20 protein-coding genes and 1 pseudogene are annotated in these 20864 nt (G+C 41.1%); 8 read left to right on the forward strand and 13 right to left on the reverse strand.

The window, feature by feature from the left end:
- Positions 1–56: 56 nt before the first annotated feature.
- From C4B60_RS17430 to C4B60_RS17475, 10 genes and pseudogenes are all read right to left on the reverse strand, one after another.
- A complete protein-coding gene (locus C4B60_RS17430) occupies positions 57–1319 on the reverse strand; it encodes an MFS transporter (RefSeq protein WP_104059315.1) in 1263 nt (420 codons plus the stop codon).
- Between the two features lie 69 nt (positions 1320–1388).
- A complete protein-coding gene (locus C4B60_RS17435) occupies positions 1389–2543 on the reverse strand; it encodes a winged helix-turn-helix domain-containing protein (protein ID WP_104059316.1) in 1155 nt (384 codons plus the stop codon).
- A gap of 194 nt (positions 2544–2737) precedes the next feature.
- Positions 2738–2938: a hypothetical protein gene (locus C4B60_RS17440; RefSeq protein ID WP_104059317.1), complete on the reverse strand. Its 201-nt coding sequence runs from the start codon at positions 2936–2938 to the stop codon at positions 2738–2740.
- A 105-nt stretch (positions 2939–3043) separates the two neighbouring features.
- A complete protein-coding gene (locus C4B60_RS17445) occupies positions 3044–3562 on the reverse strand; it encodes a DUF4256 domain-containing protein (protein ID WP_104059428.1) in 519 nt (172 codons plus the stop codon).
- A 274-nt stretch (positions 3563–3836) separates the two neighbouring features.
- Positions 3837–4258: pseudogene (locus C4B60_RS17450) on the reverse strand (family 1 glycosylhydrolase); the annotation flags it as partial.
- A 215-nt stretch (positions 4259–4473) separates the two neighbouring features.
- Complete coding sequence (locus C4B60_RS17455; RefSeq protein WP_104059318.1) at positions 4474–5175, reverse strand: hypothetical protein; 702 nt, start codon at positions 5173–5175, stop codon at positions 4474–4476.
- The gene (locus C4B60_RS17460; RefSeq protein WP_104059319.1) at positions 5162–6049 is read right to left on the reverse strand and encodes an ATP-binding cassette domain-containing protein; all 888 of its coding nucleotides are present in this window, start codon (positions 6047–6049) and stop codon (positions 5162–5164) included. The genes C4B60_RS17455 and C4B60_RS17460 overlap by 14 nt, the downstream gene beginning before the upstream one ends.
- Positions 6046–6423 (reverse strand): GntR family transcriptional regulator, encoded by a 378-nt coding sequence (locus C4B60_RS17465; protein WP_104059320.1) that lies wholly within the window; start codon positions 6421–6423, stop codon positions 6046–6048. Before C4B60_RS17465 ends, C4B60_RS17460 begins: the two co-directional genes overlap by 4 nt.
- Before the next feature lie 140 nt (positions 6424–6563).
- A complete protein-coding gene (locus C4B60_RS17470) occupies positions 6564–8081 on the reverse strand; it encodes a glycine betaine uptake BCCT transporter (protein WP_104059321.1) in 1518 nt (505 codons plus the stop codon).
- A 251-nt stretch (positions 8082–8332) separates the two neighbouring features.
- Positions 8333–8977, reverse strand: coding sequence for a hypothetical protein (locus C4B60_RS17475; protein ID WP_104059322.1), 645 nt, complete (start codon positions 8975–8977; stop codon positions 8333–8335).
- A 291-nt stretch (positions 8978–9268) separates the two neighbouring features.
- Between C4B60_RS17475 and C4B60_RS17480 the strand changes: the two genes are divergently transcribed.
- Positions 9269–10834, forward strand: coding sequence for a metal ABC transporter solute-binding protein, Zn/Mn family (locus tag C4B60_RS17480; protein ID WP_104059323.1), 1566 nt, complete (start codon positions 9269–9271; stop codon positions 10832–10834).
- A gap of 128 nt (positions 10835–10962) precedes the next feature.
- Here the strand turns inward: C4B60_RS17480 and C4B60_RS17485 are convergent, their stop codons facing one another.
- Positions 10963–11703, reverse strand: coding sequence for a polysaccharide deacetylase family protein (locus tag C4B60_RS17485; protein WP_104059324.1), 741 nt, complete (start codon positions 11701–11703; stop codon positions 10963–10965).
- A gap of 190 nt (positions 11704–11893) precedes the next feature.
- Positions 11894–12394 (reverse strand): DinB family protein, encoded by a 501-nt coding sequence (locus C4B60_RS17490; RefSeq protein WP_104059325.1) that lies wholly within the window; start codon positions 12392–12394, stop codon positions 11894–11896.
- 128 nt (positions 12395–12522) lie between these two features.
- Here C4B60_RS17490 and C4B60_RS17495 point away from each other — a divergent pair, with 128 nt between their 5' ends.
- From C4B60_RS17495 to C4B60_RS17515, 5 genes are all read left to right on the forward strand, one after another.
- Positions 12523–13671 carry a sensor histidine kinase gene (locus tag C4B60_RS17495; protein ID WP_104059326.1) on the forward strand — a complete coding sequence of 383 codons (1149 nt, stop codon included), beginning with the start codon at positions 12523–12525 and terminating at the stop codon, positions 13669–13671.
- Positions 13664–14299: a response regulator transcription factor gene (locus tag C4B60_RS17500; RefSeq protein ID WP_104059327.1), complete on the forward strand. Its 636-nt coding sequence runs from the start codon at positions 13664–13666 to the stop codon at positions 14297–14299. Before C4B60_RS17495 ends, C4B60_RS17500 begins: the two co-directional genes overlap by 8 nt.
- Positions 14300–14408: 109 nt before the next feature.
- Positions 14409–15341 (forward strand): ABC transporter ATP-binding protein, encoded by a 933-nt coding sequence (locus C4B60_RS17505; protein ID WP_104059328.1) that lies wholly within the window; start codon positions 14409–14411, stop codon positions 15339–15341.
- An 11-nt stretch (positions 15342–15352) separates the two neighbouring features.
- Positions 15353–16636 carry an ABC transporter permease gene (locus tag C4B60_RS17510; RefSeq protein WP_104059329.1) on the forward strand — a complete coding sequence of 428 codons (1284 nt, stop codon included), beginning with the start codon at positions 15353–15355 and terminating at the stop codon, positions 16634–16636.
- Positions 16633–17736 carry an ABC transporter permease gene (locus C4B60_RS17515; RefSeq protein WP_104059330.1) on the forward strand — a complete coding sequence of 368 codons (1104 nt, stop codon included), beginning with the start codon at positions 16633–16635 and terminating at the stop codon, positions 17734–17736. The genes C4B60_RS17510 and C4B60_RS17515 overlap by 4 nt, the downstream gene beginning before the upstream one ends.
- A 147-nt stretch (positions 17737–17883) precedes the next feature.
- On the opposite strand, the gene C4B60_RS17520 is transcribed toward C4B60_RS17515, so the two are convergent.
- Entirely contained in the window at positions 17884–18723 is an 840-nt protein-coding gene (locus C4B60_RS17520; protein WP_104059331.1) for a phytanoyl-CoA dioxygenase family protein, read from the reverse strand.
- Between the two features lie 298 nt (positions 18724–19021).
- Between C4B60_RS17520 and C4B60_RS17525 the strand changes: the two genes are divergently transcribed.
- Together C4B60_RS17525 and C4B60_RS17530 are read left to right on the forward strand one after the other, a co-directional pair.
- Positions 19022–19945: an ArsR/SmtB family transcription factor gene (locus C4B60_RS17525; protein ID WP_209020109.1), complete on the forward strand. Its 924-nt coding sequence runs from the start codon at positions 19022–19024 to the stop codon at positions 19943–19945.
- A 107-nt stretch (positions 19946–20052) separates the two neighbouring features.
- A complete protein-coding gene (locus C4B60_RS17530; protein ID WP_104059332.1) occupies positions 20053–20847 on the forward strand; it encodes a hypothetical protein in 795 nt (264 codons plus the stop codon).
- Positions 20848–20864: the final 17 nt, after the last annotated feature.

Raw genomic sequence — 20864 nt, forward strand, 5'->3', positions numbered from 1 at the left:
ATTAACGAAATAAAATAGGCTGAGACAAATGTGATGTCTCAACCTATTTCGTCCGGTTAATTGCTTGATACTTTAAGAAATACAGTCTCCGCCCAAAGGAACTTCTGAAATAATATCCCTATGATGCCAAGAACTAAACAGATAGCCCCAACTCCAGTAAAAACCGCACCCGCTTCGAATGCCTGCACTAACGCTCCCCCGATGAGAGGCGCCAGCACCACGCATAGGCTGGCGATGGAGTTGCTAATTCCAGAAACCCTGCCTATTGAATCCTCGGTCGTGTTTTTATGGATAATGTATTGAAAACCAATCGTGTACAAGCCAACCCCAAGGCCGACGACTATTCCATATAGGACAGGCAGCCACAAATCAAACCCTGGCTTTAAAAGCCCTACACCGGCAAAGCCAATTCCGATACATAACATGCTTCCTCCAAGAAGCCAGCCATAACTTCGAAATGCCTTAAATCGATTTAACCCCATAATCATTACTACGGCTCCGAATCCTGAAGAAGCAAAAAGCCAGCCGATCATTTCAGGACGTGTTGGCGCTAGATCCCTAAACCATGTAATAAACTGCACATCAATCATTTGGATAAACAGGAGCCCTGTAAAAGAAAAACAGAAGCTGACGAACAGGATCCTGCTTTGAAGCACAAGGCCCCAGCCTTCCCTCCAAGATTGCCAGAACGACATCTGGTCATTATTCTCTGTTTTGCTCAAGAAGAAATCCGGTTTTTCTTGTTTCCTGTAAATCGAGAACAAAATGAGTGAAGACAGAGAAAAAGCAATTGCATTTATTAATAGACACAGCTGAGGTGAAGCTGCACCTGCTACCATCCCCCCAAGAAGAGGCGCTATAATTTTTGACAGCTGCATCATCATTCCATTCAGTGAAAAAGCTTTAACAAGATGCTCCTCGCCGACCACCTGCTTAATTAATCCCTGCTGGGCAGGAAAATGAATGACATTCACCACAGACCTCATCGAAATAACGATCAGTGCAAGCCATGGATTTGGAGTAACCATTAACAAAAGAGTTAGCAGGGCAGTTAAAATGTCAGCAATCATCATGAGTTTAACTTTGTTCATCCTGTCCGTCAGCACCCCTGCAAACTGTCCAAGAAGCGCTTGGGGCAGGGCGATTGCAACTGGAATAAAGGCAATCATTATCGGCTCCGCCTGCCACACATAGCCAAAAATAATCATGATGGCAATCGCATCAAAATAATTTCCCATCATCGAAACTGAATACGACGCAAACAGCTTCATAAAAACGGTATTGCGCCAGATTGAAGGATGATAACTTTTTTCTTTCATTGTCTTCACCTATCCTGTTATCTCTTTTTTTACAGAATAAGCTCCCAATGTCAGAGGAATATCATATGGTCAAATAAAATGAATATCCAGGATCTTTACTATTTCTTTAACTAACTCTGAAGGATGATATTCAAGCTTAAGTTTATTTTTTCTCTCCTGTATCATCTTTAATAACCCGGGGTCAGTACCATCCAGCTCAAGAAAAAAGAGAGTGAGATCCAGTGCGAGAAAAAGATGCCCCTTAAAATGAGTTCCCTTTGTTATACTAAATCCATTTTCAATCATTTCTCTTCCTTTTACGTTCTCACCATTTCGGAGTAAATTAACGCCTTTTATGATGTTAAAGACCCCAAGTTCACGTTGATACGGCTTTCTTTCGAAGAACGTTTCCATTTTAATCAAAAGCAAGTCAACTTCATCCTGGTCTTTTTCACAAAGAGCCAGCATCAGCCTCACATTCATTAAATATGGATAGAAGCCATGCTCTTCATCTGTTATTTCCGGGGCAATATCCTTTGTCAGCTGACTGTAATAGTCATTGGCACGTCTAAATTGTTTATTGAAAACGTAGGAAAAAAACAGACCGAGCGTTTTAGCTTCAAAATGTGTTTTAGGTGAAAACGCATTTTGTTTAATTCCTTGTTCAAAATACGAAATGACTTTGGCATAATCCCTTGTCAGACTTTGATAAATAATAATGATAAAATATAGCTTTTCATTCATGGGAAGCTTTTGGTCTTCTACAAACCACCATAGATCGCCTCTCAAGTAAGCCAGAATTACCTCGTACCCCTGAGGAGCTTCAATACCCATTTCCTTTTTTGAAAGAAAGGCATTAACCGCTTCTCCCTGACCATACAGATGATATTTCCCCAGCACCTGCTGAAGCAGCTCCTGAAATTCAGGGTCTTGAATGACAGGTAAAGGTGCATGATTCTCTTTCTCATAGCTTAGTTTGTAGCCATACCCTTTAACCGTTTCAATCTTGACTGTACCAAACCAACTGCCCAGCTTTTTTCTCAGCCTATAAATATGATCGTCGACTGTACGGTCAGATGGAGTTTCCATCGGCCACACAGCTGACAAAAGCTGCTCTCTTGAGAAGGCCTGGGGGGAATGATCATAGAGGTATTGAAGAAGATAAAATTCTTTTCGAAGCAAGGGAATGCTCTCTCCATTCCACGTAACGGTATAGTCTGCGAGGTGAAAGTGTAGTTGTGCCATGCCTTATCTCCTCTATTCAGTGATAATTTAATCGTACCATATGAAGAGGCATGGACCATTAACTATTGGAATGAATGTTTTGCAGCTGGAATGACCCCTCTGTGTTAAGCAATCTCGTAAGTGTACTAATAAGGAGGGGGCCAAAATGCTCAAAAATAAAACACCCCGCAGGATGCTTTATTTTTAAATGCTATTTAAGCAGGATCTACAGAAATTAAAACAACGTCCTTCAGATTAAATTTGTGAAGGATTCCGTCTTCATTCTCAACGAATTTCGTTTCGTCATGACCATACTTTAAAGCGGCGCTATGTTTATCTTCCGCTTCCACATTATCTACAACCTTTGCTCCGCTTGAAAGATGATACGTAACTTTGAACTTTTGATCAACACTCATACTCTCACCCCCTGGATAATATCTACTCTTTCTATTTTGCTCATTACCCTGCAAAGGTTTCTCCTAAACGAGTCAGCTCGTTTATTAACAAAGTTCTTCCAGCTTTTAAACCTCCAAGAACCCACGAAATCCCCTGGCAGCATAGTAGGATTCTGCTCCGTTATGATAAAGGAATACCCGCCCGAACCGTCTGTCGCAAAAAAGGGCACCTCCACGATCTCTCACTTCAGCAGGAGTTTGAACCCAGCTTGAGGTTTTCAGGTCAAACTCGCCAAGTGTTTGAAGCCTCCGGTACTGCTCTTCTGTTAATAGTTCAACCCCCATCGAAGCAGCCCTGTCTTTTGCGTTATCTATGGGCTTATTTTTCTTTCTTGATTCCAGTGCCGCACGGTCATAGCAAAAGCTTCTGCGATCTTTGGGAGTTTCCGCTGAGCAGTCGCAAAATAGAAAAACGTCCTTCTCTTCATCAAATCCTATGACGTCAGGCTCCCCTCCTGTCTTCTCCATTTCACTGAGCGACCATAATTTTGATGCATCCGATTCAAGCCTTGCCTCAATTTCAGCCCATTCCAGTCCTCCATGACGATTCATGTTTTGAGTAAAGCGTTCCTTCAGCGTTTGCATAAGCTCCTCTTTTTGCTCCTGCGTGAGTTCTTTACCAGTATTTTTATCCAAGAAAGATCACTCCTTTTTAAGGTAAGTATTCCTCCCTCATTGTTCGCTCTCTATTTAAAATATCCTGCTTTTAAAAGGATAATACATGCTATCCCCTAATAATCTAGAAAACGTGAAAGCTTTATGCGGTAGATAACACTATTTACAAGCTTCTTAATAATATAAAAAAGGTTTTTCAAAGTTTATTAAACTTTGAAAAACCTTATATTTTACTAATCGTTCCTTATTTCTTATAGGACAAGTCCTGTCCATTTGTTTCAATAACTTTTTTATACCACTCAAAGGAATCCTTCTTATAGCGCTGCATCGAGCCATTGCCTTCGTTATCCCGGTCAACATAGATCATGCCGTAGCGCTTTTTCATTTCTCCGGTTGTAAGGAAACAATATCGATGATTCCCCAAGGAGTATAGCCCATACGGGTTTGGCACACCGTTTGGCAGACCGCCGTTCACGTTGTCGCCTCGGTTATCACTTTCGATATCGCTTTTTACCGTCGTAGACATATAATAATTGAAGCCAAGATAATCTACCTTACCATTCCGAAGGATCTCTTCATCTTCTTTTTCAAAGTTGATCTGGTACCCCTCTCTCTCTCAAACTCCTTAAATGCATAGGAGGGATAATAGCCGCGAACCTGGACATCAGAGTTATAATTTAACTAATTTAAATCTTCTGGAATTCCGGGCTGAATACATCCTTCACTTTCTGATGACCGTCATTCTCACGATAGGCTTCCTCCCGTTCGAGACCAAACTTCCCCATCATCGGCAGCTCTGTTCACCTTACATTTCTAAAATGATTGTTATGTCTCTGGCTCTTTTTTCTGTTCTTTTATTGATGACCCATACTAAGCATTGCCTACAATTTCACTCGCACTCTCTTCGTCATTCTATGAATACCCCATACTGCAAGACCGCCCAGAAGAAATGATCCTCCAAACGACAAGATAAGAGAAAGGTTTTCAGGTGCCGATATAGAAAGTACTCTATGGAGCGGTGTATTTAATTCACCTGACCAAAGAAGGTCCATCATAAAAATTAAGAGAAGCGCTCCACTAATCGAAAAGGTAAGTCCCCACCCTCCAAAACGGTAATAACCTGCACCAATAAGCCAGCCGGCTGCATAATAAATAAAGATATTTAAGCTGAATACGAAGAAAATTAACATCCACGAGGTGTTAACTCCCAAAAAGGTTTCAACATCAGTAGCTGCAATTATCTGCTCGACCCCGGTGATGATCACAGCAATAATCATAAAGATCAAAGATAATGCTGCAGAGGAAAGAGCGGCTCCTGTGAAATAATGCTTTCGAGTGACCCCAAGCTTTACGTAGTAGCTTAAGAAGCTGGGCACGGAAAGGATACCAACGACCAGCATAAAGATCTTATAGGGATTTTCGATAAAGCTGAAAAATCCACTCCCAATACCATCAGTGCCTAAAAAATACCGAAGACCAATATATACCACAAGTGCAATTGAAATCATCCAGGCAGCCCATCCCAGCTGAACAAAGATCATATCGTAGGCAACCTTGAAGTCATTACGATTAATTTTCTTCATTATGCTCCCCCTCTTTCGTCAGGTGAATAAATAAATTCTGGAGCGAAACAGGACCGATCTCCAAACCTTCCTGTCTGGCGTTACGGCGCTGCTCTTCAGTAAGCTGTTCGATAACCATTACTGATTTCGTGCCGCCTAGCGTTTGCGTATTAATTGTTTTCAACCCTTGAATAAACCGATCGACACCCTCTGCAGCTCCCGTAACTGAAACTCCTCTATCAAGCAGCTCATCAGCCGGTTCCTTTAACAGCATTTTTCCTTTATGCAGAATTACCACTTCTTCAAATAAGTAATCCATCTCTGACACAAGATGAGTGGATAAAATCATCGTTCTTGGATGAAGCGCATGATCCTCGATCACTTTTTGATAAAAAAGTTCCCGTGTCGGTGCGTCCATTCCGCTGTAGATTTCATCAAAGATCGTGACTGGAGAACGGCTGGCAAGGCCGATAATGGCATTTAACACAGACTTCATACCTTTTGACAATTGATTTAAAGGCGTTTTTAGAGAAAGCTTAAAATCCTTTATCAGTTCCATAGCATAATCCTTATCATAATAAGGTTTGTACGCTTCAACTGCCTCTAAATGCTCTTTCACTTTTTCTGAATTTTCCTGATAGTCTCTTTCATAGACGAAGGTTATTTGCTCCATAAGGTCAGCATTTTCAAAAAGTGGTTTTCCGTCCATTTCAATGGTTCCTTGGGAAGGCTCAGAAAATGACGCAAGAAGTGAAAGGAGTGTAGTTTTACCAGCACCATTCCGGCCAATTAGCCCGTATATTTTTCCTTCATCAAATTGCAGCGACACATTTTCAATTGCATTAACGTTTCCAAACGTCTTTGTGACATGATTTAAAACAACATCCTTCTTCATTCTCGCTCACGCCCTTTCAGCTGTTTAATCAATCTCGTTAATTCATCTTCAGGTATCCCGAGCTTTTGTGCTTCCTGAATCATTGGCAGCATGAATTGATCCACAAAGCTTTTTTTCCTTTGCTCAATTAACATTTCTTTTGCCCCCTCTGCAACGAACATTCCTACTCCCCTTTTTTTATAAATAACACCTGCTTCTACAAGTAAATTGATTCCTTTCGCAACGGTTAAATGATTAATTTTATAGAAGGTCACAAGCTGAGTGGTGGATGGAATTTGATCATCTGTCTTTAATTGATCATTAACGATCTGGTCCTCGATACGATCCTTAATTTGCATAAAGATTGGCTTACTGTCGTTAAATGAATGGCTCAATGAGAACTCACCTCTCTTTGTTATATGGTTATATAGTTATGTATATAACCATAAGTCAAGAAAGGTTCCTCGTCAACTGTTTTGTAAAATAAAAAGAACCATCCGCAATACAATTCATTGCGAATGGTTCTCTTAATTTGTTATGACGAAATCTTTTCTTTCCGGCGCGGCTGGGCTGTGCGTCCTGCCCTCAGCTCCTGCTTAAATGATTTTAATAGACTGTATGCCATAACAAGTAAGATAAACGTTAACGGCAAAGCACTTACGATAATGGCCGTTTGCAGAGCGTCGAGTCCTCCTGAAAACAGCAGCACAAGCGTAGAAGCTGATAAAATCAGTCCCCATGTGATTTTCACACGATTTGGCGGATTTAACATCCCCCCAGTGGTCTGCATTCCTAATACAAACGTTGCAGAATCCGCAGAGGTAATAAAAAAGGTGGAAATCAACAGCACTGATATCAGGGATAAAACTGCGCCTAAAGGCAATTGATCATATACCATAAACAGGGCTGTTTCAATTGGCTGGCTTGAGATATCAATGCCATTTAATAGTTCCATCTGAATACCTGTTCCTCCAAATACCGTGAACCAAAATGCACATAAGGCAGTTGGAATCAACAGAACGGCTACGGTAAACTCACGAACGGTTCTTCCTTTTGAAACCCTGGCAATGAACATCCCGACAAACGGGGTCCAGGAAATCCACCAGGCCCAGTAAAAGATTGTCCACCCTTGCGTCCACCCAGCTTCTTCTTCGTTAAAAGGTGATAACCGCAAGCCCATTCGGTGAAGGTTTTGTATGTATTCTCCCAATGTATTAACAAACAGATTAAGAACGAATACAGTTGGGCCTAAGATTAACATGGCAACAAGCAATATCATTGCTAAAGACATATTAATATTACTTAACCACTTAATCCCTTTTGAGATCCCTGTTGAAGCAGAAAGGATAAAGAGAGTCGTTATAATGACCATAATTGTTAATTGAATTCCAAAGTTATAGGGGATGCCGATTAAATACTGTAGTCCAGAATTAATTTGCTGTGAGCCAAGACCAAGCGAAGCAGCTACACCAAATAATGTAGCGAATACAGCAATGACATCCACTGCTATCCCAATGCCGCCCTTTGCTCTCTTTTCGCCAATAACAGGCGTCAGTGTGGCGCTCATCAAACCGGGAGAACCTCGATTAAATTTAAAGTAAGCAAGCGCTAAAGCAACAATGGCATAAATCGCCCATGCATGAAGACCCCAATGCAAGATCGTATAGCGCAAACCTAAGACAGCAGACTCTTCTGTGCTGCCCTCACCAAATGGAGGTGTCGCAAAATGTGATACTGGCTCAGCTACTCCGTAAAAAAGCAGACCGATCCCCATCCCGGCTGAAAAAAGCATGGCAATCCAAGTGGCTCTGTTGTATTCTGGCTTATCCTCAGGTTTTCCGAGTTTAATTTTGCCGAAAGGCCCTACAATCATGATAATGGCAAAAATGAGGAAAAACGTAGCAATTAGTTGATAGAACCAGCCGAAGTTAACCAGCACGAATGTTTGGGAGGCATTCATGGCGTCGGCAAGTCTTTCGGGGATGATTACACCGATTAAAACAAATAAAATAGAAATCCCGACAGAAATCGTTAAAGTCTTATTCCCTCTCAATGCGCATCACTCCTTCTTAACTATAGTCAGTTTTTCGAACTCAACCCTTGATCTCTCATCATTCGACAAGATTCATGTTTATTGAGTAGATTACATAATACCATACTTCTATACATCCAGATGTGCAGGAGTATGTTTTTAAGGAAATATCTACATAAAATTTAATAAGTAAATAATTTCAACTCTTTTTACAACTAAAAAAGCAGCCATTGCGGCTGCTATTAGCTAGTATATTTATAAACTGTTTCACCCTACAGCAGCCCCCAGAAAAAATACATATCTGCAGTAAGAAAGCGAAGAATTAATCCAATAATCACTACTTTTATAATCTGTCTCTTGGACTGATACAAAACGAAAACAGCAGCAATCAGCAGAAGCAGCTCCAGAGGGCTCTTCAAGTGAAAATACCAGATACCAAAACTAAAAGCCTGCCGTAATAGAAGCATGACGATTAGAGATGAGATGCCAATGCCCATTATTCCTCTCCCCTTCGCATACCAGCACAAATAAGCGAGAAAAGGTGTAAAAACCGTCACGATGATCCAAAACATCATATAGGATTCAGGAAAAAAGCCAGCGATGAAAACGGTATAAAGAAAATAACTGCCTACCATCCCTGCCAGAAACAGAAAAACATTCACCATAGCCCTGCCAGGTGATTTACTGTAAACAGAGATGAGTACCGAAAGAAAAAGCCAAATACCGATTCGAGAAAAGAAATTGCCCAAATCGAGCATTTCCAAAAAGTACGGCAATTCATTACTGGGGGTTTGATCAAGCATTTTGGAAAATACGCCGAAACTACTACCCGCAAGTAATAGCACCAATGAATTGACTGCTTTTTTCGATAGCGGTATGGATACCGGTGATCTTACTTCTTTTAAAAAATTCTGCATTTGCTTACTCCCTATTATGTAAATAAAATTTTTATCTTCCCCGCAGTCTTTCGAGAAAATTGATTTTGTACCCTGGGGTCTAGTTAACCCGTCTGGAATCCCCTATTTTTCATCCTCCTTCATCGAAAGTATCCTTCTAACTAAATTCTTCTAAAATCATTTTTTTCCTCTTCAGAATATAGGAAAATTAATTTTATCTGTTTCCAATCCCCACAAAAAGTAATGATTCTTATTTACAAATCGTAATGGTTACGATATATTGAAAAAGATTATTTTTTTAGGAGGAAAAAAATGAAGAAAACCTGGATCTCTATATTTGGACTACTGAGCGTTGTGACTTTAGCAGCCTGCGGAGGAAATGATTCAACTAGCAGTGAGGAAGAATCCTCATCATCAGAGGATCAGCTAAAAGTTTACACAACCGTGTACCCGCTTCAATTTTTTGCAGAGCGTATTGCTGAGGAAGAAGCTGAAGTGGAATCAATTTTACCCCCTGGTTCTGACTCCCATACATACGAGCCAACTTCTCAGGAAATGATGAACATTGCAGATGCTGATGCTTTCATTATGAATGGAGCAGGACTTGAAACTTATGCTGAGAAAATATCAAATGCAGTAGACTCGGAAAATGTTGTCACAATAGAAGCAGCAGAGGGAATTGAATTGGCCGAAAGTGATGATCATGATCACGGGCATGACCACGATCACGATCACGGAGATCATGATCCTCATGTATGGCTCGATCCAATTCGTTCAATCGAAATGGCTGAGAACGTAAAAGATATGCTGGTTGAACTACGACCTGAAAAAGAAGAACTTTTTAATGAAAATTTTCAAGACTTAAAAACGGAGCTTGAAAATCTTAATGAAGAATTCTCTACTGAATTGGAAGAAGTACCAGGCAATCACTTTATCGTCTCCCACGCAGCTTACGGCTATTGGTCACAGGCTTATGGTGTACATCAGCTTGCAGTTTCCGGTTTAAGCTCAACCGATGAACCTTCCCAAAAACAGCTGCAGTCGATTATTGAAGCAGCGAAAGCATATGATCTAAAACATGTATTTTTCGAACAAAATATAACCCCTAAAGTAGCGGAGGTTGTTAGAGAAGAAATTGGTGCAGAAGCTCTTCAGCTTCATAATCTCTCTGTTTTAACAGAGGAGGATATCGAAAATGAAGAGAATTACTTTACTTTGATGCGTAATAATCTTGAGCAATTAAAGATCGCTTTGGCAGAATCTTCTGCTGTTGAGCCTGAGGAGCACGACCATGATCATGATCACAGTCATGACCACGATCATGATTTAGACGAAGAAGCCCAAAAAATTTATGATGGCTATTTTGAAGACGAGCAAATTAAAGATCGTGAGCTTTCTGATTGGGAAGGCGACTGGCAATCCGTCTACCCTTACTTACTCGATGGAACATTGGATGAAGTATTTGCTCATAAAGCAGAAGACGGCGATAAAACAGCAGAAGAATATAAAGAATACTATACAGAAGGCTACAAAACAGATGTAGACCGTATCATCATTGAAGGAGATACATTTACCTTCTTTGAAAACGGCAAGGAATCTTCAGGAGCCTATACGTATGACGGATATGAAGTCTTGAATTATGAAGCAGGCAACCGCGGGGTCAGATACATTTTCAAGCTATCTGAAGAAAAGGAAGGCAGCATGCCAGCCTATATTCAATTCAGTGACCACGGCATCGAGCCGACAGATGCAGACCATTATCATCTGTATTGGGGCGATGACCGGGAAGCGTTGCTTGATGAAGTAGTGAACTGGCCGACGTATTACTTTTCTGATTTGAGCGGTGAGGATATCGCTCATGAGATGATGATGCATTGATCAGGCGCACCTAATATCTAGTTAATTTTAAAAGATCTCCGCCTCCCTTCAGGATAGACCTGATTACGGGAGGACGGAGATCTTTTTGTTAACTGCATTTTTTTGATTCAACGCTTCCTTCACTTTCATTACTGATTTCCATTTTCTGCTTCCTGAATCGCGAGCAGCTCTGAAATCGTAACAAACTCATACTCCTGCCTTTGAAGCTCAATCAGGATTTTTTCCAGTGCAGCGACTGTTTGCTTGCGGTTTCCTCCTCCGTCATGAAAAAGAACCACGTCCCCCGGCTTTGTCCCTTTTAATACTCGATTCACAATATGATCTACCCCGGGCTCCCTCCAGTCTTCTGTATCCTGATGCCAGGACCACATGACGACCTTAAAGCCATCATTTCCTATCTGTTCAACCATTTCATCCGTATAATGTCCCTCGACTGGTCGAAATAGGTTAGGGTTAAACCCTGTAATGCTGGAAATCAAGTCATTTGTTCGTTTTATTTCTTTTTGGAGGTCCGGTATGGTTATTCTTGTCGGATGGGTAAAGGTATGATTGGCAAGTTCATGCCCTTCCAGGTACATTCTTGATACAACCTCTGGATTTTTTAAAACGTTTTCTCCAATAATAAAAAAGGTTGCTCTTGCTTCATATTTTTCAAGCAGATCCAGCACTTGCGGAGTATATTTTCGGTGGGGTCCATCATCAAAGGTGAGGGCAATAACTTTTTTCTTTGTTTTAATATCCCAAAGAATAAGTCCTGATTCCTCGTAATACTGTCTTCCTTTATTGTCTGTTGAAGCATCACTGGCAGCAGTAAATATAAAAAACAAAAGAAAAAAGGATAAAAAACAAGCGATGTTCTTTTTCATCATCAACCTTCCTCACTTTTTCAATCACTAAAAATATTGTTTGCCTCCAGGGTTTAAAGAATGTATTCCAATTAACGCCTTTATGTAGGTTTCTCAAGAAATGAATCCTAATGTATAGAGGGGTGAGATTGAATCAGGATAAGTAAAAGAAGAATTAAAAAAAGCGATCTCCCGTTTTTGAGATCATCGCTCATTACTTTGAAATCCTTTGGTCGAGCTCATATTTCTGACGCAGATGATGGCGGAAATGCATTCCAACTAACGCTGTCCATTCCACGGCATTCATCCAGCCGATACCGCCGTGCTTAACTTTGTTTTGAGGGTTGATTTCCTGCACCGTGTTTTCTACTTTTTCGATCCGAATTATCAATTGATCAAGCTCAAGCATGAGTTCTTCTGTGCTTTTCGTATTATCAGGAGGAGCATTCATTTCATCGGGCAGTCTGATTTTTTCAGGAGGAAATCCGCCATTGGCAAATAGGTACTCGCCAAAATCAGTCTTCCCTCTTCCCTCCATGCTGTGAGCTTCTGCACATGCTTCTGCACAATCAAGATATTCGTTAGCAACGATAATTAAATGATCGTACATCTGGCAAAGCGACCACACTCCCGGCTCCGGAATATACCGAAGCTGTTCGAGTGAATAATCTTTCAGGAAGCGTTTGTAGGTTTCAAGCAATGTTCGATCACGCAAGTTCAGTCACTCCGTTTCAAAAAGGATGGATTACCACTTACAACGTTCGTACTTTCCATAATATGATAAGATACGATTATTACATAAACCATTTTGAAAAATTTTAACGAATAACTAAGGTGGTGCGAATGAAATCATTTTTGATATGGCTGACACTTCATCTATTTGTATGGCTGCCGCTTGCCCTTCCTTTGTTTGAGGATATCGGTCAAAACAGCTTGCGGCTGCTTGGCGTGGCGCTTTATTTTTCGTTATTTTTTCTAATGCCCCTATTCCGGAAAAAAATCTGGTTTCTGACACTCCTGTTTTGTCTCAATGCTGCTGTTGTTTTTTTCGTCTTTTTTCCTGGTGGAGCAGTTCAGTTTAATCTGCTTATCCTATTTGTTTATATGCTCCTCATGGCGGAAAGTGCTGAAAAACTGCCTCTTTTAAATATGTGGATTGCTTATGTTATCTACCTAATATCTATTGCAGGCTTGACGGTTTTTGAGGATATAACAGCTTCAACTCAACTTTTCATTGGACTGTTTTCTATACTATTAGTAGCAGGGTTTAGTTATTATAAATGGAAGAACGATTCGTACCAAAAGCTTATCGCTGATTATGATTACTTACATAGAGAATATCGCTTGCTAAAAAGGCGGCTGGCCCAGGATGAGGAAAATGCCAGACAGGAAGAGAGGCATATGATTGGAAAGGAAATCCATGATTCAGTAGGTCACAAGCTAACCTCGCTTATCATGCAGCTGGAAGCCTATAGAATACAATCTGGAACAAGGAATGATCCACAGGTGGAACGGCTGAAAAATTTGGCGGATGAAAGCCTCGAGGAAACCCGCCGAGCAGTTAAAACATTTAAGCAGGAGGAAATTGGCGGTCTGCAGGGCGTAATGAGGCTTATCCGTAAGCTTGAGCTGGAAAGCTTTCTTCGTATTCACTTCACAGTTAACCACGGGGCGTTCGCAGCTCCGCTTACCGGTGAACAGTCCTTCGCTATTTACCGGGCTGTTCAGGAAGGCTTGACGAATATTATGAAACACAGCCAATCACGGGAAGCGCAAATTACATTTGAAGCACCGGGTGGCAGCATTTTTAGATTTGAGATTATTAATCCGATAACAGGCGGCCAAGCCTCAACGTTTAGAGAGGACTACGGACTCAGCTCGATGCGCGAACGCCTGGAAAAGCTCGGAGGAGGCTTGAGGGCACAAAGCAGCGAAAAAGAATTTATTCTAAAGGGCTGGGTGAAATTGAAAGGACGGGGAGATCATGATTAAGGTACTTTTAGCTGAAGACCAGATAATGGTTCGTCAGGGATTAAAGGTGATGATTGAATCGGATCCGGAGATACAAGTAACCGGGGAAGCTGATGACGGCAGATCCGCCATTGAGCTTTTTGAAAAACAATCATTTGATATCGCCATTTTAGATATTCGTATGCCTGTTATGGACGGCATTGAAGCAGCGCGAATTATCCGGAACCGATGGCCTCTTGTGAAAATTCTTATTCTTACTACCTTTGACGACGACCAATATGTTATGGATTCCCTTAAACTTGGTGTTAACGGTTATATGCTGAAAAACGGGGATACAGAATCCCTCATCCGCTCCATTAAAAGTGCTCTTTCAGGAGGATTATCGATAGAGGATCAGGTAGCAGCAAAGGTAATGCCCGCTTTATTAAAGCAGCAAGTCCAAGAAAATATCGTGGATTCAAGCATTACGCCAAGGGAAAAAGCGATTCTAATTTGTATCGGTGAAGGCTTGAGCAATCAGGAAATTGCAAACCGTCTAGGTCTTTCTATTGGAACGGTGAAAAATAATACAAGCACGATTTTAGATAAGCTTGAGCTGCGTGATCGCACTCAATTAGCCATTTATGCGCTCCGCCACAATTTAGTATAAAAATGACGGAAGTCACGATTTTCACAGATATTATGACCAGAGTCAGTATTGGCTCTGGTCTTTTTCATTTATTCTATAGTCAGATCAGTTAACTTAGGGAGGTTTAAAGATGATTGAAGCCATACAGCTAAACAAAAAATTCAAGGAAAAAATAGTCGTCAAGGACGTGGATCTTTATTTGGACAAAGGAGAATCAGTCGGCCTTCTCGGTCCGAACGGAGCAGGAAAATCAACGACGATATCCATGATTTCTTCCTTATTAAAACCAACGTCGGGGGACGTAAAACTAAACGGGAAAAGCGTCGTTAAAACTCCTGCAGATATTCGGAAAGTCCTTGGTGTTGTACCTCAGGAAATTGCGCTGTACCAGGAGCTGACGGCTTATGAAAACCTGAAATTCTTTGGGCGCATTTATAACGTTCCAAAGGATCAGCTGGAGTCCCGTATCCAACGGACGCTTGAGCTCGTTGGGCTTAAGGAACGGCAGAAGGACCTCATTAAAACATTTTCCGGCGGAATGAAAAGGCGAATCAATATTGCTTCAGCTATGCTGCACGAGCCGGAAATCCTTATTCTTGATGAGCCCACTGTGGGGATCGACCCGCAATCTAGAAACTATATTTTAGAAATGATTCGTCAATTAAATCAGCAGGATCACACAAGCGTCCTCTACACCAGTCACTACATGGAAGAGGTTGAGCAGCTTTGTGACCGTGTGTACATCATGGACCACGGAAAAGTGATCGCCTCCGGCAGCCAGCCAGAGCTATTAAGCATCCTTTCCAATGAAGATACAATGATGGTCCAGTTAAACCAGACAAGTAATGAGCTTATAACAGCAATACTTAAAATGGATGTAGTACGTAATATTGAAGAAACAAGCGACGGACTTAAAATCATTGCGAAAAAATCATCCAACATCATCAGCGATCTTGTAAAGCTGGTCGATCAGCACAACAGTAAAATCATCAATTTTCAAATGGAAAACCCAAGACTTGAGGATGTATTCCTCCATTTAACAGGTCGGACATTAAGAGATTAGGAGGTGCCTGCATGCTGACATTTTTAAAAAAAGACCTGCTTCTATTTTGGCGTGACCGTAAGGAATTGCTAATCGTCATTACCTTACCTCTTCTCATCATTGTCGTGTTAAGCTTCGCATTGTCAGGACTATTCGGTGAAGATCAAAGTGAAAACTATGATCTTTCTTTAAGTGTTGTGATAGAAGATAACGAAAACGAAGCATTGGAGGAGTTTATCTCATCCGTCAACCAATCACAGGAGCTTCCTGAAGATGTAAAAGAAGCACTGACCACAGGTGTTAGAGAAGCTCCTCCTGTAGAGTCGCTCATACAGTTTCTAATGAGTCCTGATATGGAATCCTGGATGACTGTTGAAACCATGTCAGAAAGTGCTGCAAGAGAAAGCGTAGAAAACGAAAGCAAAAACGCAATGCTTGTTATTCCTGAAGGATATACAACAAGCCTGCTTAACCGTATTTATTTTGAGCAGGAAGCTGAAACTGCATTGGAATTTTCAGCAAAAGATACAGCATTTGAAGTAGATATGATTCAAAGCATAATCCAAGGGTTTGTTGATCAGATGAATTTGCAGTATGTCATCTCTTCAGCAGGCGGGACAATCGATCCGGCAGAGGTCCAAATGCCAGTTGGAGGCATAGAAACGCTGGAAGAAGAACAATCCAGTTCTCTCACCATTGGAATTGATCAGTATTTTACCATTTCCATGGGAGTGCTGTTTGTGCTCTTTTTAGCCAGCACCATTGCTTCCAGAACAGGGTCTGAAAAGCGTGAGCATACCTTTAGCCGGGTCATTCTTTCAAATGCTCCCCCTCTTCACTTTTTATTTGGTAAAACGAGTTCGACTTTTATTTTAGCCTTTCTTCAGATCCTTATTATTTTTATCGGATCTCACTTAATTCTAGGGTCTTTTGCTGATCGGTCCCTTACCTTCTGGTTTGGAACGATTCTTATCCTGTTGGTTTATTCCTTTTCGATAGCAGGGCTTACTTCCATTCTCACATCGATTTCACTTCAGATTAAAAATCAGGATGTGGTCGATGGACTATTTATGGGGATTATTATGTTGTTTGGAACTATAGGAGGAAGTTTCGTTCCGATCTATGTGATGCCGCAATGGCTCCGGCAAATTGGAGAATTCACACCAAATGGTCAGACCTTAGCTGTATTAATGGAATGGTTCCAATATGAAAATTTTTCAGCACTGTGGGTTCCTCTGCTTATTTTAGCGGGGCTATCAGCGGCAGCTATCATGGGAAGTATTCTTTTATACCCTAAAAAGGGGGAAACATCATGATATCAGTATTTTTAGCCCAATTGGCAAAGGAACGCCGCAACCCCTATATCATTCTTATTTTTATCGCTGCGAGTATTGGGGGAACATTGATTTTTACTGGCGGGGCTCAATCCCCTACTACCGTCTCCATTTTCAGCGAGGAAGAGAATGCCCAGGCAGTTGAGGAAAAATGGGAGAGCCTTCTAAATGAAGGGAGCGATATTCATTTTGTCGTTGCCGATCCTGATGAAGCAAGAAAAAATGTACAGCAGGGCCGTTCGGACGTAGCCGTAAAAGTAATGGAGGACGATTATCAATTGGTAACAGCCTCTTCTATGCCTACAGTCGGTTACGTTGACCAGCAGGTAAGAACCGTATTTGAGCAGGAGGCTTTCATTCAGGGAGCAATTGCGCAATCGGATGATTCCGAAGCCCTGCGCTCATCCATAGAAGCTCAGCTCAACCAACCGCCGATTGAAATGGAGGTTCTTTCACTTACTGGAGAAGAACGAGCCGATTATGATATGGGCACCCAGTTAATGTTTGCCTTCACCCTGCTTACAGCCATGTTTATTATCGGTTTTCGCGTGAACAATATTTTAAAAGACAAGGTGGAAGGCCTGTGGGACCGCATGATTTTATCACCGCTCTCAAAAACAGGCATGTACACAGCTTATATTGCCTACGCCTTCTTTATCGGATTTATCCAAATGACAGCAGTCGTTTTAATTTTTAAATATGGATTACATTATGATATCGGCGAGCGGCTGGATCTTCTTTTACTCGCTCTCGCATTTTTCACCTTTAGCATGGTGAGTGTGGCGACACTTGTGACAGGCCTTGTCAAAAAGCCGGAGCATTTTTACGCCCTTTACCCGTCCCTTATCCCCATGATTCCGTTAATCAGCGGAGCTTACTGGATGCCAGGGACCGTTACAAACCCGGTGCTTACATTCATCGGAGACCTCTTCCCGGTTTCACATGCAATGGACGCAATATTAGGAGTTGTTATGCATGACGCAACCCTGCAGGATATTACGCAGCCCCTCATTTTAATGGTTCTGATTGGCGTTATTGCAATGGGGATTGGGGTCAATCTAGTTGAACGCAGAACTGGCTGATTGCAAGTTATATCAAGGATAGAGCGTTGAAAAGGGGTTGAGACAGATATTTGTCTCAACCCCTTTCCCGGTTCACTTGGCTTTACCTTACATTTCTTAAATGAATATTAAGGAAAAGTATACTCATTTACTTTTATAAAAGAATAATTAGGCTTCGCCCATCATCAAGCCCTCGATGGAATGCCCCTGTACGATCACTTCAAGCTCATCAACTAGACGCCCATGAAGGTGCTTCTTTAAATCCTCAGGCAGTGAACTGTAAAATCCCTTGGTTAGCTGAAGATCATGCCGTTCATGATTGTTTGCACCCGGTGCATCTACGCCCAGTACTAAAACCGGTCTTGATTTATCTGAATGATTCGTGGTTCCACGGTGGATCGTCAAAGCAGACCGGACGGAGATGTCACCCATCTTCGGCATCTTCTGCTCGGCTCTTTCTTCATATCTGGAGTAGAGTTCTTTTGCAGGGAACATTTCATGCTCGAATCCGCTGCCATCATCCCACTGAGTGCCAGGAGCGATTTCAAATGGCCCCATATCCTCCTCCACATCAACAGTCGTTAAGTTAAAGGCAAGAGAATTCAACCTTCTACCTTTTGTGGTGTCTTCAGGAGCCGGGAAGTCACGGTGCCATGGCTGATTGACTGCACCAGGGTTTGGTACGTCAAATCCGATTTCAACGATTTTGTATTCCGGCCCTAACACTGATTCACAAACCTCTTTTACCCATGGATGCGTAACAATCTCCACAAATCCGCTAATATCCTCCGGATGAATTTCAACATAATGACGTTTCGGTCCTCTCCCTACTGCTCCGCCCTCTCTTGTCAGCGCTTCTTTATAAAGCTCATTAATTTCCTCTCCAAGCTTTGCGATAAACTCACGGCTGAAGGCTCCTTTTAGTCCCTTAATTCCCGGTCCATACAGTGCGCCCTGTATTTCACCTGTATCATATTGCTTCACTGATTCCTGTGTTTTGTTTGTCATTTGTATGACCTCCTAAGCAGTTATTTTATATTTTCATAGATTTGATTTTAAATAGATAATTTCATCATCAACTTGTCTTTTATTTCTTTTAGAATACGCTTTCATATTTGTATTGTCAAAATTTTTTAGTAGTATTTTATGTATATATACAAAAATATTGTTTTAAATAAGCCTTTATTTAATCTTTATTACGTTTTACTATTAGAGTATAAAAAAATTACTGAATATAACCATCATTTGTTACATATTTTTTGTTTTAATTAAAAATGAGATTAGTACTTAGTGAGGAGGATCTGTTTTGTATGAACTGACCATTAAAAAACCAGGGGAGCTGCAAAAAATGGCTCGTGCTTTATCTTCAAAGGTAAGATTGGATATTATAAATTTATTAAATACGAAAAACGTCAATATACACGAATTGGCTGAAAGCCTGAAAATTCCCGTATCAACCGCCGCTTCTCATATAAAGGTGCTGGAGGAATCAGGTCTTATCCTAACCGAACTGCGACCTGCCGTTAGAGGGTCGATGAGAGTTTGTACGCGAAACTTTGACGATATTCATATTCAGTTAAATGACCCAAAAGACCATTTAACTGATTTTGAAAGCGTTGAAATAGAAATGCCGATCGGGCAGTATGTGGATTATGAAGCGGCTCCTACTTGCGGCATGGCAAATCATGAAGGACTGTTAATTCCTGAGGATCAGCCAGGGTACTTCTACAGTCCAAACCGAACAAATGCCCAACTTATCTGGACTCGAAAAGGGTACTTTGAATACAAACTTCCATTGGTCGTTCCCCATGACAAAATGGTAGAGTCCCTTGAGCTTTCATTGGAGCTATGTTCAGAAGCACCGAACTTTGATCCAAACTGGCCATCTGATATAACGGTCTGGTTAAACAGTGTAGATATTGGCACCTGGACAAGCCCTGGGGATTTTGGGGATCGTCCGGGGAAATTAAATCCAAAATCCTGGGCAGATACCGTTTATACGCAGTATGGGACTCTTAAGACCTGGAAGGTAACGAGAGAAAAAACTGCAATTGATGCCTTTTATCTTTCAGATGTTACGATAGATGATTTGCACCTGAAGGATCATGACTTTCTTTCTTTTAAGATCGGGATCAAGGACGATGCGCTCCATAAAGGCGGAATTAACCTATTTGGAAAGGACTTCGGCGATCACCCGCAGGATATTAAATTAAAGGTGAATTTTTCATAAGTGACGGTGAGAAAGCGATATATTAATTGCTATTTTGCGTTTAGATTTCTTACATGTAAGGTATATTTTAACATCAAGTACTACGTAGACCTGAAAGGAAGAATGCCATGGCTATCATCTCCGCATTAAGTCTTATATTTCTTATTCCATTCTTATGGGTGGGCTTTTCCCTCATTGATGTGACAAGGGGTAAACGCGATAAAATCGCTTGGAAAAAGCCGCTCATTCTTTTTGCGGCAATTCTTGTGATCAGTGCGATTATTAATTATCATTTTTACAGCACGTATCAGCTTCCATTGTTTCTTAATGAAACAGAAAGCATAGTTGCGCTCGTAATCGCTGGAGCCTTTCTAGTTTTTTTATCTATTCTAAACATAGTGGTAACCCTAATGAATAAAGGAGCACCTAAGTCCCTTCATAATCCTAAAGCTGTTTGGGTTTTCATCATTTGCTTTACCTTATTTTCTCTTTTTATTAGTTTTTGGGTTCTGCCCTTTGCTCAAAAATCAACCTATGTTGCAGACATCAAAGAAGCAATGCAGGCACTTTCAGACGAAGAGGCAAACGAGGAAGTTTCAGTCGCTATCGTCAGATCGACAAAAGAGTGTATTAGACGCGTAACTGCTAATTGCACAAGTACTGATTACAGCAATTATTTTTATGTTAAAAACAATTTAGACGATGAAAAAGAAGTACAGCTCCGCATAAGGGCATTGGATGCGAATGAAAATGAAATAAAAGTGGCAGAGTCCAACATTATGACCCTTGGCCCTGGCGAAGTGAAGTTAGTTGAGACAGAAGAAACTTCTGATGAGGACAGTATTCTATCCAGATATTCATTCACAACCGAACAAAGGATTTTTTATTACGAGTCAATGTTCAGATTCAGGGATGTACAGTAAACCACCTGCCAATGGGT

Origin of the sequence: Jeotgalibacillus proteolyticus (genome assembly GCF_002926065.1) — a bacterium.
Lineage (GTDB): Bacteria > Bacillota > Bacilli > Bacillales > Jeotgalibacillaceae > Jeotgalibacillus > Jeotgalibacillus proteolyticus.

Excerpts from the sequence above, each read along its gene's own strand:
- C4B60_RS17430 (WP_104059315.1), bottom strand. The coding sequence starts at position 1,319 with ATGAAAGAAAAAAGTTATCATCCTTCAATCTGGCGCAATACCGTTTTT.
- C4B60_RS17435 (WP_104059316.1), bottom strand. The coding sequence starts at position 2,543 with ATGGCACAACTACACTTTCACCTCGCAGACTATACCGTTACGTGGAAT.
- C4B60_RS17440 (WP_104059317.1), bottom strand. The coding sequence starts at position 2,938 with ATGAGTGTTGATCAAAAGTTCAAAGTTACGTATCATCTTTCAAGCGGA.
- C4B60_RS17445 (WP_104059428.1), bottom strand. The coding sequence starts at position 3,562 with ATGCAAACGCTGAAGGAACGCTTTACTCAAAACATGAATCGTCATGGA.
- C4B60_RS17455 (WP_104059318.1), bottom strand. The coding sequence starts at position 5,175 with ATGAAGAAAATTAATCGTAATGACTTCAAGGTTGCCTACGATATGATC.
- C4B60_RS17460 (WP_104059319.1), bottom strand. The coding sequence starts at position 6,049 with ATGAAGAAGGATGTTGTTTTAAATCATGTCACAAAGACGTTTGGAAAC.
- C4B60_RS17475 (WP_104059322.1), bottom strand. The coding sequence starts at position 8,977 with ATGCAGAATTTTTTAAAAGAAGTAAGATCACCGGTATCCATACCGCTA.
- C4B60_RS17480 (WP_104059323.1), top strand. The coding sequence starts at position 9,269 with ATGAAGAAAACCTGGATCTCTATATTTGGACTACTGAGCGTTGTGACT.
- C4B60_RS17485 (WP_104059324.1), bottom strand. The coding sequence starts at position 11,703 with ATGATGAAAAAGAACATCGCTTGTTTTTTATCCTTTTTTCTTTTGTTT.
- C4B60_RS17495 (WP_104059326.1), top strand. The coding sequence starts at position 12,523 with ATGAAATCATTTTTGATATGGCTGACACTTCATCTATTTGTATGGCTG.
- C4B60_RS17500 (WP_104059327.1), top strand. The coding sequence starts at position 13,664 with ATGATTAAGGTACTTTTAGCTGAAGACCAGATAATGGTTCGTCAGGGA.
- C4B60_RS17505 (WP_104059328.1), top strand. The coding sequence starts at position 14,409 with ATGATTGAAGCCATACAGCTAAACAAAAAATTCAAGGAAAAAATAGTC.
- C4B60_RS17510 (WP_104059329.1), top strand. The coding sequence starts at position 15,353 with ATGCTGACATTTTTAAAAAAAGACCTGCTTCTATTTTGGCGTGACCGT.
- C4B60_RS17515 (WP_104059330.1), top strand. The coding sequence starts at position 16,633 with ATGATATCAGTATTTTTAGCCCAATTGGCAAAGGAACGCCGCAACCCC.
- C4B60_RS17520 (WP_104059331.1), bottom strand. The coding sequence starts at position 18,723 with ATGACAAACAAAACACAGGAATCAGTGAAGCAATATGATACAGGTGAA.
- C4B60_RS17530 (WP_104059332.1), top strand. The coding sequence starts at position 20,053 with ATGGCTATCATCTCCGCATTAAGTCTTATATTTCTTATTCCATTCTTA.